Genomic DNA, 15,541 nt, shown 5'->3' on the forward strand with positions numbered 1-15,541 from the left:
TCAGTTGTTCGGGCGGGCGCGGGAGATCGAGGCGCTGCTGGCGGTGCTGGACAGCCTGAAGCCGGCGGGCGGACGGGCGATCGCGCTGGTCGGGGAGCCGGGCATCGGCAAGAGCGCGCTGATGTTCACGGCCGCCGCGCAGGCCAGGGCGATCGGGGTCCGGGTGGCCGCGTCCCAGGGGCAGTACGAGATCGCGGGCACGCTCCCCGGATTCCGGCCGCTGCTGGACGACAACTGCGATGTGCGACAGCAGGTGGCGCAGGGCACCGCCGCCGTGGTGGTCCTGGACGACCTGCACCATCTGGCGGCCGATCAGATCCCGGGCCTGGAGCGGTTGCTCCACGCGTCGACCACCGGTCCGCTGCTCTGCCTGCTGGCCTACCGACAGCGCCAGCTCTCGCCCGCGCTCGCCGCCGTGCTGTCCCGGGCGACGTCCGCGGGCCTGCTGGAGGTCTGGAAGCTCGGCGCGCTCTCCCGGGCGCAGGCCGGGGAACTGCTGGGCGAGCCGGCCGACTTGGAGGAGATCCACCGGGAGGGCCTGGGCAACCCGCAGTACCTCAGGATCCTGGCCGCCGACGGCGAGGCGATCGCCGAGGCCGGCACGGCGATCCTCGGCGAGTTGGCCGCCCTCGACGACACCGCGCTCGCCGCGGTCCAGGCCGCAGCGGTGCTCGGTGAGCCGTTCCACCCGGAGCTGCTCGCCGCGGTCGCGGGGCTGGAGACGGCCGAGACCATGCGGGTGCTGGACGCGCTCACCGCCCTCGACCTGGTGCGGCCGGCCGAACCCGCGTCGCAGCTGGTGCTGCGTCACCGGGCGGTGGGCGAGGTCGTCTACCAGCGCCTCGAACCCAGTCGGCGGCTGACGCTGCACCGCGCGGTTGCGGCCGCGCTCGCCAAGCGGGCGGCACCGATCGCCCGGCGGGCCCACCACGTGGCGCGGGCCGCCGACCCCGACGTGCCGGAACACGTCACGACCCTGATCGCCGCCGCGCGCGACGCCCTGCACGCGTCTCCCGCGACGTCGGCCGAGTATCTGGAGGCCGCGCTGTCGCTGCTCCAGGAGGACGAGGAGCACTGGCACGAAGCGCGGGTGCTCCTCGCACGGACCCGGCTGCTGACCGGGGACGCCGCTGAGAGCCGGGCCCTGCTCGACGCGCTGCGCCCGACCGTGCCCGGCCGGCCCCCGCAGGAGAACGCGGACCCCACCGCACTGGCCGACGCGAGCCGCGCCGCACGGCGGCTCGGCCGCTGGAGCGAAGCCGGCGCCGTGGCTCGCGCCGGGCTCGCGGCACTGGTCGGCAGCGACTGCGCGACGGCCGCCGCCCTGCACTCCGAGCTGGCCGAACACGCGTACGACCTGCGGGACTACGAGAGCTGCCGCCGGCACGCCGGGACGGCCGCCGCGATCGCGCGCCGGAACCACGACCGGGTCGGCGAGGCCAAGGCCCTGGCCCAGATGTCGCTGGCCCACCTCTTCACCGCGGACCTGGCCGCGGCCGAGCGCGCGGCGGACGGCGCGGCCGAAATCATCGACGCCACCTCCGACGCCGTCCTGCTGACCAACCTGGAGGCCCTGTTCCAAGTGGGCATGGCCGAAGGGATCCTGGGACGCCTGACCGCCGCCGAACGCCATCTCACCCGTGGCGCGGCGCTGTCCCGGCGCACCGGGCAGACCTACATCCGGCCCTCGCTCCTGATGGCGCTGACCAACAGCCAACTGCGCTGCGGGAACCTGCTCCGCGCGCTGGCCACGCTCGACGAAGCCGCCCGGCACGCCGAGTTCGACGGAAACCCCGCGGTCCAGGCAATCCTGGCGATGCTCCGCTCCGAGGCGCTGCTCTGGCTGAACGGCTCCGCCGACCTGCCCGAGGTGCTCGCGCTGGCCGATCGCGCCGCGGCGCTCGCCGACGGTCAACCGACCGCTTGGGCCATCAACGTCCGCTGCTTCCACGCCGAACTCGTGCTGCTCACCGGCGAGCCGACCCGGGCCGGCCAGCTGCTGCTGGACGCCGCAGGCGGACCCGACCTGCCCCGGATCCCCGTCTGGCGCCAACCGCGCTGCTGCGAGCTGCTGGCGCAGAGCGCGCTGGCCGAGGGCGATCCGGTGCTGGTCGAGCACTGGGCGCAACGCGCCGAGAGCGCCGTCGCTGAGCTTCCCTCCGCCAGTCGGCGCGGCTTCGCCGGGCGCGCGCGGATGCGGGCCCACGCGATGCGCGGGGACCTCGACCGGGCGGTGGTCAGCGCCCGGGCGGCGATCGCGGACTTCACCGCCGGCGGTGAGCGCGTCGAGGTGTGCCGCACACTGCTCGCGGTGGCCGCGCTCGCGCTGGACGTGGGGCGGACCGAGGGGGTGGGCGGCTGGCTGGACCGGGCGGCGGTGCTGGCCCAGCAGTGCGGCTCGGCCCGGCTGGCCGACGAGGTCGCCCACCAGCGCGGTCGGCTCGCCGCGCACACCGCGCAGGGCGGTGTGGGGCAGGCCGTGCTCACCGGGCGGGAACAGCAGATCGCCCGGCTGGCCGGCACCGGCCTGACCAGCGGTGAGATCGCCGGCACGCTGTTCCTCAGCGTGCGGACGGTCGACAGCCACCTCGGCCGGATCTACCGCAAACTCGGTGTCTCCAACCGGGCGAGCCTCACCCGCGCCCTGCTGAGCGAGGCGCCTGGCGCGAGGTGAGGCGGTCGTCGTCGGTCAGCCGCCGACTCGCCGTGCGAGGACGGTGAGTTGGTCCCGCAGGGTGACCGCGTGGTCGAGCGAGATGCGCAGATGCGGGAATCCCTGCCGCCGCATCACGAACGCCACGCGCTGCCCGTCGCCGACCAGGTGCACGCCGGAGGCGGCGAGCGGCGCGAAGCCCTCCAGCAGTTCGCCGAGCAGCTCCGCCATGGCCGGTGCAGAGGTGGTGACGAGGTAGGCCGCGTCGATCCCGGGCCGCCCGGTGGCCACTGCGGGCAGTCCCAGGAGCCGGTCGATGGTGCCGTGCGGCACCTTTCGGGAGGTCACCTCGAACGGCGGGAACGGCTGACCGGTCAGGACGCTCAGCCGGCAGCCGAACTGCTCGTCCCGGGTGACCGACCCGAGGCCCCGGGTCGTCTGCTCCCGGTACTCGTAGTGCAGCTCCACCGGCACGCCGTGCGGCGAGCCGCTCAGCCGAACCTGCACGTGCAGCGGCTGGGCCGGCGAGTGGCCGCGCCGCATCTCGGGGTTGGCGATCCGGACGGCCAGGTTCGTCGCCGGGTCGCCCTCGACGAGGTCGAGCCCGAGCAGCCAGGCCAGCTGTCCCGCCTGGTACCGGGCGTACGTGCGGCTGCTCCCACGCGTCAGCAGGGTGCCCCTGACCAGGACGAACCCGCCGATCAGCAGGCCGACCAGCGGAACGATCAGAACGGCGATCACTGGGTTCCCCCTTGCACTGTCGGGGCCGGCGGCTGCCAGGCCGACATCGGAGCCGGCTCCGCGCCGGACAGCAGCAGCGCGAGCCGCTGCGGGTCCTCGATCCGCCCGATGAAGACCTCCCGCCCCCCGGGCAGCGTCACCGCCACCACCTCGTAGTTGCCGCGCATGGAGCCGCGGACACTGATCCGTCGCACGCCCTGGATCTCGGCGTGCAGGACGGTCCGGGTCCCGGTCAGCCGCCGCCAGACGAAGCCCTGCTGGTGGACGGCCACCTCCTGCCGCCAGCCGAGCACGGTCGGCGACCCGGCCAGGACGCCCACCGCCAGGCCGTACAGCCCGTTGAGGACCATCCCCTTGCCGATTCCGACCACCCCCGCGATCAGTGCGAGGGCGGCGAGGTACGACAGGTACCCCCCGGGGGCGAGGACGCCCCGAAAGCGCGCCACCGTGGGGCCGAGTTCGGTTTCGCTGCGCCTGGTCACTTCAGCACCGACCCGGTGAGCTTGGTTGCGGTGCCGTTGTCCACGGCGCAGGTGACCCGGCGGTCGAGGTTCGCCCAGGACTGCGCGGTGGGGATGAAGTCGATGACGTTCGCGGTGCTGCCGAGCTTGGTCTGGTCGACGGTCGGGCCGTTGGACGTCTTCTGGCAGGCATCGGAGGCTTCGCTCTTGACCGTCGCCTCGTCGTACGAGTCGTCGGTGAGCGTGGAGAAGCCGATCACCTGGGCGTCGTGCGGCTGGGCGCACGGGATGGCCTCGACGCCGCCCACCTGGTTCTGGTCGCCGGTGCTCGGCTCGTCGAAGCACTGGCCGGTGGTCAGACTGCCCATGTCGAGTCCGCCGCTCTTGGTGACGTTGCCGTTGTCGTCGACCTGCGCGGCGGTGCTCTTCAGGTTGCCGCTCAGCAGGCCGAAGGCGACGACGCCGATCGCGACGACGAATATCGCACCCAGGGCGGAGAAGTACGCGATCCGGAACGGATTGCGCTTGGGCTTCGCGGGCGGGAAGTAGCCGGGAGGGCCGTTCTGTGTGAACTGCCGGTCATCGCCGGCCAGTTGCTGGTCATTCGGGTTGCTCGGGTCGTTTGGCGCAGTCATCGCCTCGTTGTTGCCTCTCCGCGTTCATTCCTGTTGCCAGCTGAACTGTGCCCAGGTCGGTGGCATGGCGGCATCGGTAGAAATACGCGGTTCGACTACGCAATCGGGGCGCGACGGGGACGGGTGAGGGGACCGGCATTTGTAGGTTCCTACGAAGCAGGACGTTGAATCGGTGATCTCTGTTGTGTGGATCTTCAGCGTTCGCGTGTGAACTGGCTTTCGACCTGGGTATCGGCAAGTATTGACGGTTGGGTGCGGGACGCCCGAGTGCGCCCTGCGGCCGAGCCGCCTTCGCATCCGAGGTGTACCGGCTCCCAGTCGGAGAGCCCCTTTCATGCGCTTCTGGAACGACCTCAAGCCCGCGTACGACCTCACGTAGAATACTGATTGACGGTCACGTGAGCCTGGGGGTTCGAACGTTGGACAGGTACGGGTTGTACGAGCGGCTCTCGCGGGCCACCGAGGCGAGTACGTCGATCGAGCGTCAGGACGAGGCCGCCCGGGCGGAGGTGAAGCGCCGCGGTGGGCGGGTGGTCGGCACCTTTGTCGACGAGGGGGTCTCCGGGGCTCTCCCGCCGATGGACCGCCCTGCGATGAAGGAGTTGCTCCAGCAGCTCTCGGGGATGGATGCGGTGATGGTCTGGAAGATCGACCGGATCGCCCGTTCCTTCCTTGGCTTCGCCGAGATCGTCAAGGAGCTGGACAAGTACGGCATCGCGCTGGTGTCGGCGACCGAGCCCATCGATATGACGGGCCCGACAGGCCGGGCGATGGCCCAGATGATCGCGGTCTTCGCTGAGTTGGAACGCGAGATGATCAAGGCCCGGGTTGCCGACTCCATGCGGAAGGCCAAGGAGGAGAACCGCTTCCACGGCGGGCGCATCCCGTACGGCCTGACCGTGGCTGACCACCAAAATGGCAAGGGCCGGGTGCTGGTGCGGGATCACCACGCAGTCGGGGTCCTTCGGGAGGTGCTGCTCTGGGTGCTCGAAGGGGCGACCATGGCGGAGTGCGCTCGACGCCTGAACGACCGCAAGGAACCGACGAGTCGACAGCGCGGCGCGGTGCTCAAGGGATTGGCGAAGGCTGAGGCTGCGCAGTGGCGAGGGGTCTCGCTCAAGCGGATCCTCGCGTCACCCACCATGCTCGGCTATCGGCCGCTCCCGGGCGGAAGAGTGCAGGCAGACGACGACGGGCATTCCGTGCTCGTCTGGGACCCGGTCTTCAGCCGTGACGAATGGGACACCCTGCAGACATGCCTGGCCGAGATGGAGCAGGGCCCGCGCAAGGCGCCGGCTGCCTCGCACTGGCTGTCCGGTGTCCTCAAGTGCACGGTGTGCGGCGGCAATCTCAAGCAATGGGTCTCCGGGACAGGGCTGCGCGCGTTCACCTGCAGAGGCCGCGAGACTGCAGCACACACTCCGACGGTCTACGTTCCGGCGGCGCTGGTGGCGGACTGGGCCCGAGAGCAGTTCCCGGTTGTGTACGGCATCTTGCCCGAGGTGGAACGGCGATGGGTCCCCGGTAGTGATGCGACCCGCGAGCTGTCCGATGTTCGGGCTGCCATCAGACGACTCCGGGACGACCGGGATGTGGGCCTCTTCGATGACGACGAGGACGACTATCGAGAGCGGATGGCCCGTTTGGTCGAGCGCCGCAAGGTTCTTCAGACGGTGCCTCAGGTCGAGCCACACTGGGAGGAGCACCGCACCGGGCGGTCCCTGGCCGAGGTGTGGCATGGTCTCTCGGACGAGCGGCGAGGCCAGCTGATGATCGAGTATGGGCTCGCCGTATGGGTCGACCCGGCTCCCACCAAGGCGAAGAACACGCCAGTGGCGTCGCGTGCACAGTTCGGGCCGGCCTCACCCAGGGAAGACGCGTTGGCTGCTGTCGCGTATGCGGAAGAAGTCTGCTGAGAGAACGGGACAGCCGTGGTCCGGTCGAAAGCAGGATGTGCGCTCGGGTAACCGGGCACCCCTGGTAGTCGACTCGATCGGCCGCTTGACCCGAAGGTCAAGGGTGCGACAGCCGGGCAGCCGGTGGCAAGGGGCGGGGAGCGTGGGAGTTCAATACGCAGGCCGGACTTGTGCCACCGTCCACCCTGGAATGGGCCTCTGCGGCGCTGGATTTGGACGCACCATGAACCGACGCTGCGATGGAAGTCTGCCCCTTTGGCTGCGCCCTCTAAACATACTGACAGTCAGAAGGACGGGATGGGGAAACCAAACAGCAAGCCGTCGGCTGAGGACTGCCCTGAGCCCGGTGTTCGGAGAATGTCGCCACCTGGCAGCGTCCCTCGAACACCGCCCGGGACAGACAGCCCGCGAACGCACGCCGCACATGATCAAGGCGCGCACGCTGGTTCTCGATCCAGCCGGCCGACGGTGAGTGAGGCAGACTGACCGTCACCTGCGAGGAAGGAGCGTCCTGAAGCGACACTGAGCCACGAGACGAACCGGTTTCCGGCGAGCCTGTCGAGGACTTCCTCCTACTTGTCCAGGTCATCGGACGTGATGCCGACGGGGAAGCTGCCGTTGACTGTCCCGGCCGACACGATGAACTCGCAGTCGAGGAAGTCGCTGCCCGGGGCCGGCCGCTCCAGCACGCGGAGACAGACGGCGTGACCGCTCGTCCCCGCAGAAAAGCCACATAGCGCTCTCTCGAAGGAAGTTGGCAGTAGATCAAGGCGGGTACCCCTACTCTCTTACCGTGATTGCTCGGATCATCTGAGTAGGGAGCGATGTATGGACCCGATCGTGCTGGCGGCGGGCACCGCGCTGGTGGGAGCGATGGCCACGGATAGCTGGGAGGGCGCCCGGGCCGCTCTGGTCGCACTATGGCGGCGTGTGCACCAGGACCAAGCCGGGGCGATCGAGGTGGAACTCGCCCAGGTCCGTGCCCAGGTCATCGCCGCGCGGGGCGCTGGGAACACCGAGGCGGAGCAGGTTCTCGCTGGGAACTGGCAGTTGCGGCTGAGAGAGTTGTTGGCCACAGATCCAACGCTTGAGGGTGATCTGCGTCGCTTGCTGGACGAGCAGCTCGCCCCGGCGCTCGCAGCGGACGGTCCAATCGAGTCCGCAATGATCACGATGAGGGCGAAAGTCTCCGGGCATGGCCGCGTGTACCAGGCAGGTCGCGACCAGCACATCATCGACCGTTGAATCCGCGGATCGAGCGACCTGGCGGCGAGGAGCACATGCATCTCCGCGCCGCGGCGTCCGATTCGGCTCGGATCTATCAGGCTGGCGGTGATCAGCACATCGCTGAACAGGGAGACGTACACCTGCACTACGAGGATGGTGTGCGGTACGCACGACGTGTTGGATCGGGCGCAACGGTAGAGGAGTGCCCGTATCCGGGCTTGGCCGCATTCGGCGCCCAGCAGGCTCGATGGTTCTTCGGACGTGAGGGGCTGACCGCGGAACTGACGGCGCGTCTGGACGATCGGCTGCGAACGGGAGGCCCGCTGGTAGTGGTCGCTCCCTCCGGAGCGGGTAAGTCTTCGTTACTGAGCGCAGGCCTGCTTCCTGCGATCACGCGCGGCGCTCTTCCCACCGCCGGGTCCTCGCAATGGCCCTGTGTGCTGCTCACTCCGACAGCTCACCCGCTCCTGTCTCTGGCCGTTCATCTGGCGCCGCTCCTCGGCGTCGACTTGGACGCGTTGGCCGAGGTGTTGGAGACCGGACAGACCGCATTCACCGGCCTGGTGAGCAAGGCACTTGATGCGATGCCGTGCGACGGCGACGACAATGACGTTCGGTTAGTCATCGTGATCGATCAGCTTGAAGAGCTGTTCACGCTCTGCGCGGACGACCGGGAGCGGCACGGCTTTCTTGACCTGGTCACCTCGCTGACCCGGGTGAGGCCGGGAGGCGAACGACCGGTGGCCCTGGTCGTGTACGGGTTGCGGTCGGACTTCTATACCGCGTGCACGGGCTACCCACAGTTGCGGGCTGTGCTGCAGGATGGTCAGGTGCTGGTCGGACCGATGTCTGAAGCCGGGTTGAGGGAAGCGATCCTCTTCCCAGCGCGTGCGGTGGGCCTGCATGTGGAGCCGGGCCTGGTCGAGCTTCTGCTGAGTGACCTCCGACAGGTCACGAGCGACCACTCGGCAGGTGAGGTGCCAGGTGTCCGTGAGGCAGCCAGCTACGAGGCTGGGCGCCTTCCACTGCTGGCGCACGCCTTGCGGGCCACCTGGCAGCAGCGGCACGGTCATACCCTCACGGTGGACGGCTATCGTGCCACGGGAGGAATCCACCACGCCGTCGCCACCACCGCGGATCGCCTCTTCGCAGGACTGGACCCGGCCGGCCAGCGGGCGGCACAGACCATGTTTCTCCGGTTGGTCAGGATCGGCGACGAGGCCCAGGACACGCGCCGACGCGTCCCGCACGCCGATCTGTTGGATGCCGGAGCCCGTTCGGGCTCGACAGCTGCTGTTGTCGACGTCTTCACCCAGGGCCGACTGCTGACCCGTAGTCGTGACACTGTCGAGATCACCCACGAAGCCCTGCTGCACGCGTGGCCGCGACTTTGCCACTGGATCGACATCGACCGGGCCGACAGCCTCACCCGTCAGAAGCTTGAGGAAGCCGCCGCGGTCTGGGAACGCAGCCACCGCGACAGCAGTACTGTCTACCGGGGTAGTCTGCTGGCAGAGGCCCGCGATTGGTCCGCCCTGTCTCACGAGGGCGAGACTAGTTCGACCGCATCGAGGTTTCTCGCCGCTTCGATACAGCAGGAACGCAGGGGCGCCTGGCTACGACGCGTTGTCATTTCCACGCTGTCTGCGCTGGTTGTCATCGCTTCCGGGACGGCGGTAGTCGCAGTCCAGCAGCGCGCCAGCGCGCGCGCCCAACGCGACATCGCCACCGCGAGTCAGATCATCTCCGAAGCCGATAGGCTGCGGACCACCGATCCCGCCTTGTCAGCCCAATTAGACATCGCCGCCTACCGGTTGCGACCGAGTCCGGATCTCTACACCCAACTGGTCGCCGACACGAACGTTCCGCAGTCGACCGCTCTGGGTAGCACCAGTTCCGTAGCGGGCTCGGTGGCGTTCAGTCCTGATCGGCGCACTTTCGCCACTGCGGACGTCGGTCCCGGGAACAGCGGTACGGTGCAGTTGTGGGACATCCGCGATCTGGCTCACCCGCTACCGCTGGGTCAGCCTCTGGTTACCAGCCTTGCTGTCACGTCGATGGTGTTCAGTCCTGACGGGCAGACGCTGGCGGCAGCCAGTGACGGCGACCAGCTCGGTGGCGCAGTCAACGGTGCGGTGCAGCTTTTGGACCTCCACAACCTGACTCGCCCAGGGTTGCTGGGCCGGCCCCTCTCCACCCCCATCGATGGATCCGTCGTGCTTGCGTTCAGCCCCGACGGGCACACCCTGGTCGACGGTGGTCCCGGTCCCGGGAACAGCCACAGTACGATGCAGTTGTGGGATCTCGATGACCTGGCTCAGCCCGTACCAATCGGCAATCCCATGGCCATCTCCAGTGTTGCTGTCACGTCGGTGTCGTTCAGTCCGGACGGGCACACTCTGGCCGAGGCTGCCTACGGCGGGACGGTGCAGTTGTGGGATTTTCATGACCGTACGCGGCCGACACGGCTCGGCCAGCCGTTGGCCAGCATCCAGGGGGGTGCCACCTCGGCAGTGTTCAGCCCCGACGGCCATATCCTGACGGATGCCAGTGCCGGGGCCATAAGTGGTGGTGCGGTGCAGGTCTGGGATATCCGCGACCCGACCGAGCCTCGTCTGCTCGACCAGCTCCCGACCGTCAGCGGCACATCAGCGGACTGGGTGGTATTCAGTACCGCCAAACAGATCATGGCAACTGTCGATGCCAGTGGCACGGTCCAATTGTGGGACACCAGTGACCCGCGGCAGCCAACGCTGTTGGGTGAGCCCCTGATCGACCCGAACGGAAGCGTCCGATCGATGGTGTTCGGCCCCGATGGGCGAACTCTGGCAGGCATTGCAAGTAATGGAACCGTGCAGCTGTGGCGTATCCCGGATACCGTTCTCAACGGCCGCACGGGTGGCGTCACCGCAATGGCGTACAGTCCCGATGGGCACACCTTGGCTGATTCGACCATCGGCATTGATGGAGACGGTGGCGGAACGGTGCAGCTGTGGGATGTGAGGAACTCAGGTGAGCCGAAGCCGTTGGGCCAGCCACTGGCCGCGAGCGTCACCTCCTTGGCGTTCAGCCCTGACGGACACACTCTTGCCGCCGCCGGCGGAATCGCCGGAAGCAGCGGTGTCGTTGGTCCTGCACTGCTGTGGGACGTCAGGGATCCGACTCACCCTGTGCTGCTGGGCCGACCATTTGGCATCAATGGTGACGAAATCCGATCGATGGCTTTCAGTCCCGACAGTCATACCTTGGCCATCGCTGGCTTTAGCAACACGATTCAGCTGTGGGACGTCGCAAATCCGGCGAACCCCGTGCCGCTGGGCGATCCACTCGACACTCATGCTCAGGCGGTCACCGCGGTGGCATTCAGTCCCGACGGGAAAACCCTGACCGCTGCCACCGCCGGCCCCGACCTCGAGGGCAGCGTGCAGCTGTGGGACATCGGGGACCGACACCACCCCAGATTGCTGGGTCAGCCCCTCGGCAGTCAGACTGCCAGCGTCACGGCGGTGGCTTTCAGTCCTGATGGAAACACCCTGGGCAGTGCGGTGGACAGAGAAGCCGATGGGGCCGGTGGAAAGATCCAGCTCTGGACCGTCCGAGACCGGTCGCGACCAGCGCGCCTGGGCCAGCCCCTCACCGAGAACAACGGCCCCATCGGGTCGGTGGCTTTCAGCCTGGACGGAAGCACCCTGGTCAGCGTCACAGGCGACACCACCGGCGGCAGTACGGTGCGGATGTGGGATGTCCGTGACCTGTCCCACCCCGCGGCGCTGGGCCAGCCCCTGAGCATCACCGGTGCCACCAATAGTGATGGCGTCACCGGTGTGGCGTTCAGCTCTGACGGAAGCACGTTCGCCACCCTCAGTGGTGGTGTCGTGCGCCTGTGGGGGATGGATGCCAATCAGGACATCCAGAGGATCTGTGCCGCCACCCGAAACGCTCTGACAGTCCAGCAATGGCACCAGCACGTTCCGGAGGCCCCGTTCAACCCGCCCTGCCGGTGACAGGCATTACTGCCCAGAGGGCGGAGGGCGCACTACTCGCCTGTTGAGGGCAGGAAGTTGGTCAGGGTGCGCCGGATTCATCAGGGAGGCGGTTGTCCTCGCACGCTTGCAGCGGGGTCCCATCATGACTGCGGCGATGATTGGGAGTCTTGCCGGTGGCCTCCATCCATCGTGGTCCACACCTTGCGGACAAAGGTGGGGCTGCGGTGCGCCCGCCAGGCGGTGTCGCCCGGTGGCCATCAGCCTGGACTCGACTGGCCGCACACCTGGACTTTGCCACGGCCGCCGACAGCCAGCTCCCGCCATGTACCCGCTCACTCGCCCTGGCCTGCCCCAGGCAGACGGGCAGTGCCGGCCGGGTGGCTGCCGGATGAAGGAGCGGTGGTGGGGTGCGCACCTCGCCGCGTTTTCGTCTGTCACCGCAGCTCTGCTACTACTCCCTCCTCCGCCTTGCGATGCACACACCCCACCCGCTTGCAAGCTGGACCGTAGGCTGCTGCAGGCGTATTTTTTGTAGCTTCCTACAAGGTGACTCCTCGGTCAATTGGTGATCTTTGGGTGGATCTTCAAGGATTGCGAGTGAACTGGCTTTCGAACTGGGTATCGGCAAGTATTGACGGTTGGGTGCGGGGCGCCCGAGTGCGCTCGGCCGGCCGGCCCTAACCGCACCCGAGGTGTACCCTCCCGCAGCCAGAGAGCCTTCTTCATGCGCTTCTTGAATCCCCAGACCGGCAGCTACGACGACCGTTATTCAGGTTCGTACGACCTCACGTACGACGACGTCTTCATGGTCCCCAGCCGCTCCGCAGTGGGCTCCCGGCAGGGCGTCGACCTTTCCTCCAACGACGGCACCGGGACGACCATCCCGCTGGTGGTCGCCAACATGACTGCGATCGCCGGTCGCCGGATGGCCGAGACGGTGGCCCGCCGCGGCGGGCTGGTGGCCATCCCGCAGGACATCCCGACCGAGGTCATCGCCGAGGTCATCGGCTGGGTGAAGCAGCGCCACCTGGTCTTCGACACCCCCGTCACGCTCGCCCCGGGCGCCACCGTCGCCGACGCGCTCGCGCTGCTGCCCAAGCGCGCGCACGGGGTGCTGGTCGTGGTCGAGGGCGGCCGGCCGGTCGGCGTGGTGGCCGAGTCCGACTGCCACGGGGTGGACCGCTTCACCAGCGTCGCCGAGGTGATGTCCCGCGACCTGCTGCTGCTGGACCAGGGCATCGACCCGCGCGCCGCCTTCGAGCGCCTGAACGAGGGTCACCGCAAGGTCGCCCCCGTGGTGGACGCGGACGGGCTGCTGGTCGGCATCCTGACCCGCAAGGGCGCGCTGCGCGCCACCCTGTACACCCCGGCCGTCGACGCCGCCGGCAAGCTGCGGATCGCTGCCACCGTCGGCATCAACGGCGACGTGGCCGGCAAGGCCAAGGCGCTGATCGAGGCCGGCGCGGACGTGCTCGTGGTGGACACCGCGCACGGCCACCAGGAGTCGATGATCAGCGCGCTGCGCGCGGTGCGCGGCCTCGACCCGCAGATCCCGATCGTGGCCGGCAACGTGGTCTCCGCCGCGGGCGTGCGCGACCTGGTGGAGGCCGGCGCGGACATCCTCAAGGTCGGTGTCGGCCCGGGTGCGATGTGCACCACCCGGATGATGACCGGCGTCGGCCGCCCGCAGTTCTCGGCCGTGCTGGAGTGCGCCGACGAGGCCCGCCGCCTGGGCAAGCACGTCTGGGCGGACGGCGGCGTGCGCCACCCGCGCGACGTCGCGATGGCGCTGGCCGCCGGCGCGTCCAACGTGATGATCGGCTCCTGGTTCGCCGGGACGTACGAGTCCCCGGGCGATCTGCAGACCGCTCCGGACGGGCGCCAGTACAAGGAGAGCTTCGGCATGGCCTCCGCCCGCGCGGTGCGCAACCGCACCGCCGAGGAGTCCGGCTACGACCGGGCCCGCAAGGCGCTCTTCGAGGAGGGCATCTCCACCTCGCGGATGTTCATCGACCCGGCCCGCCCGGGCGTCGAGGACCTGATCGACTCGGTGATCGCCGGCGTGCGCAGCTCCTGCACCTACGCGGGCGCCAACAGCCTGGAGGAGTTCCGCGAGAAGGCGATCGTCGGCGTCCAGAGCGCGGCCGGCTACGCCGAGGGCAAGCCGCTGCACTCCAGCTGGGCCTGATCCCTCAAACGGAAAAGCCCCCGGTCGCTGGAAGCAACGGCCGGGGGCTTCGCACTGTCCGTCAGCCGGTGAAGCCGGCCCACAGCTTGGAGAACTCGTACGGGGTCTGGGCGATGTTGGTGCACTTGAAGAGGGCGCCGGTGCAGGCGTTGGCGTCCCGGGTGACCTCCCAGAAGGCCAGCTCGCCCAGGTGGTTCTGCTGGGCGAAGGTGAGCAGCTGCTGGGCGTCGGCGAGGCCGAAGACCTCGTCGGCGTTGTCGTTCTGACCCAGCATCGGGGTGACGCCGACCATCGCCCAGGTCTGCGCCGTGGTCAGGGCCGGCCAGACCTGAGCGATCTGCGCGCGGGTGGACTGCGCCGCCTTGATCGCGTAACTGCCCATCTGCCCGGACGGGTTGGGCGCCTCGGTGTCGCCGAAGTCCATCGCCATCACGTTGACCACGTCGACGGCGACGCCCGCGGCCTTGGCCGACTGCAGGACGTAGACGCCGTCGGCGGTCAGGCCGCTGGGCAGCACCGGGAGGGTGAGGCTGACCTTGAGGTCGCGGCCCTTGGCCCGCTGGGCGGCCTGGACGGCGGCGACCGCGGCCGAGCGGCGGTCGATCGAGGCGTGGTCGGAGACCGCGGAGCCCTCGATGTCGAAGTCGATCCGGTCCAGGCCGTAGGCGTCGACGACCTTCTGGTACTGGGCCGTCAGGCTCGGCACGTCGGTGCAGGACTGGGCCAGCTCGGTGCCGGCCTCGCCGCCGAAGGACGGCCGGACGTCCCCGCCGGCCGCGCGGACGGCGTCGAAGTCGGCCTTGTCCCAGCCGCTGCCCGGGTCGTAGGCGTTGAACCAGCTGGCGGTGCAGGCGGCGGTGCCGTTCACGATGAAGCCGAGCGAGAGCTGCTTGAGGCCGGTGGTGGCGGTGATCTGCGCCAGGTTGGGCGTCGGGTAGGCCCCCAGGTCGACGAAGGGCGCGGCCACTCCGGCGGCGGTGCCGCTGCCCGCGACGCCGCTCACCGGGGCGGACTGAGCCGACTCGTTGCCGGCCGCGTCGTAGGCGGTGACCGTGAACGTGTGGCTGCTGCCGGCCAGCAGGCCGGTGAGGGTGGTCGAGGCGCCGGTCGTGGTGGTCGCCACCACGCTGCTGCCCTCGTAGATCCGGTAGCCGGCCACCCCGACGTTGTCGGTGGAGGGCGTCCAGGCGAGCGAGATGCTCTCCGGCCCGGTGCCGGAGACCTTGACCCCGGCGGGGACCGTGGGCGGCGTGTTGTCGGCCGGGGCACCCGCGCAGGGGGCGTTGTTGATGGCGCAGTTGGCGGGCAGCACCTGGGTGCCGGTGGTCGAGATGTCCATCCCGACGACGGGGGCGCTGGCGCCGGGCGCGAGCGGTGAGGCCCAGCTCGGGGAGGTCACCGTGTAGTGGGTGCCGCTCTGGGTCAGCGTGCCGTTCCAGGCGCTGCCGGCGCTCTCGCCGGCGGGCAGGTCGAAGGAGAGCGACCACGAGGACACCGTGGTGTTGGTGTTGTTGGTGATCGTGTAGTCCGCCTCGAAGCCGGTGCTCCAGCTCTGCGGTTCGGTGAGTGTCGCGACCAGGCCGGACACGCCGCTCGCAGCCTGTGCGGTGGCGGGCAGCGTAAGGGGTAGGGCGCCTCCCGCCAGCAGTGCGGTGGCGATGACGGTGGGCAGGGTGACACGCCTCATGGGCGGGTCCTCCTTGGCGAAGGGCGGCGCTGGGCACGCCGCCGGAC

10 protein-coding genes are annotated in these 15,541 nt (G+C 69.2%); 5 read left to right on the forward strand and 5 right to left on the reverse strand.

Annotated elements, in window-relative coordinates; genetic code table 11:
- The first annotated feature begins 4 nt into the window (after positions 1–4).
- Positions 5–2,674: a LuxR family transcriptional regulator gene (locus tag P3T37_RS03275; RefSeq protein ID WP_280721855.1), complete on the forward strand. Its 2,670-nt coding sequence runs from the start codon at positions 5–7 to the stop codon at positions 2,672–2,674.
- 15 nt (positions 2,675–2,689) lie between these two features.
- On the opposite strand, the gene P3T37_RS03280 is transcribed toward P3T37_RS03275, so the two are convergent.
- Genes P3T37_RS03280 through P3T37_RS03290 form a run of 3 tightly spaced genes read right to left on the reverse strand, consistent with a single transcriptional unit; the run spans position 2,690 to position 4,490 of the window.
- Positions 2,690–3,394 (reverse strand): hypothetical protein, encoded by a 705-nt coding sequence (locus P3T37_RS03280; protein WP_280721856.1) that lies wholly within the window; start codon positions 3,392–3,394, stop codon positions 2,690–2,692.
- Positions 3,391–3,876, reverse strand: a complete 486-nt coding sequence (locus P3T37_RS03285) for a hypothetical protein (RefSeq protein ID WP_280721857.1) — start codon at positions 3,874–3,876, stop codon at positions 3,391–3,393. The genes P3T37_RS03280 and P3T37_RS03285 overlap by 4 nt, the downstream gene beginning before the upstream one ends.
- Positions 3,873–4,490: a septum formation family protein gene (locus P3T37_RS03290; RefSeq protein ID WP_280721858.1), complete on the reverse strand. Its 618-nt coding sequence runs from the start codon at positions 4,488–4,490 to the stop codon at positions 3,873–3,875. Before P3T37_RS03290 ends, P3T37_RS03285 begins: the two co-directional genes overlap by 4 nt.
- A 434-nt stretch (positions 4,491–4,924) precedes the next feature.
- Here P3T37_RS03290 and P3T37_RS03295 point away from each other — a divergent pair, with 434 nt between their 5' ends.
- Complete coding sequence (locus tag P3T37_RS03295) at positions 4,925–6,406, forward strand: recombinase family protein (protein ID WP_280721859.1); 1,482 nt, start codon at positions 4,925–4,927, stop codon at positions 6,404–6,406.
- A 572-nt stretch (positions 6,407–6,978) separates the two neighbouring features.
- Here P3T37_RS03295 and P3T37_RS03300 read toward each other — a convergent pair.
- Positions 6,979–7,167: a DUF5959 family protein gene (locus P3T37_RS03300; RefSeq protein ID WP_280722108.1), complete on the reverse strand. Its 189-nt coding sequence runs from the start codon at positions 7,165–7,167 to the stop codon at positions 6,979–6,981.
- Between the two features lie 67 nt (positions 7,168–7,234).
- Here P3T37_RS03300 and P3T37_RS03305 point away from each other — a divergent pair, with 67 nt between their 5' ends.
- The 3 genes from P3T37_RS03305 (at position 7,235) to P3T37_RS03315 (ending at position 13,807) form a co-directional block, all read left to right on the forward strand.
- The gene (locus P3T37_RS03305) at positions 7,235–7,651 is read left to right on the forward strand and encodes a hypothetical protein (protein WP_280721860.1); all 417 of its coding nucleotides are present in this window, start codon (positions 7,235–7,237) and stop codon (positions 7,649–7,651) included.
- On the forward strand, positions 7,648–11,637 hold the full coding sequence (locus P3T37_RS03310; protein ID WP_280721861.1) for an NACHT and WD repeat domain-containing protein: 3,990 nt from the start codon (positions 7,648–7,650) through the stop codon (positions 11,635–11,637). Before P3T37_RS03305 ends, P3T37_RS03310 begins: the two co-directional genes overlap by 4 nt.
- Before the next feature lie 706 nt (positions 11,638–12,343).
- A complete protein-coding gene (locus P3T37_RS03315) occupies positions 12,344–13,807 on the forward strand; it encodes a GuaB1 family IMP dehydrogenase-related protein (protein WP_280721862.1) in 1,464 nt (487 codons plus the stop codon).
- Positions 13,808–13,868: 61 nt separating this feature from the next.
- Here the strand turns inward: P3T37_RS03315 and P3T37_RS03320 are convergent, their stop codons facing one another.
- Positions 13,869–15,494: a cellulose binding domain-containing protein gene (locus P3T37_RS03320; protein WP_280721863.1), complete on the reverse strand. Its 1,626-nt coding sequence runs from the start codon at positions 15,492–15,494 to the stop codon at positions 13,869–13,871.
- Between the last annotated feature and the right edge of the window lie 47 nt (positions 15,495–15,541).

Source organism: Kitasatospora sp. MAA4, from assembly GCF_029893355.1.
Lineage (GTDB): Bacteria > Actinomycetota > Actinomycetes > Streptomycetales > Streptomycetaceae > Kitasatospora.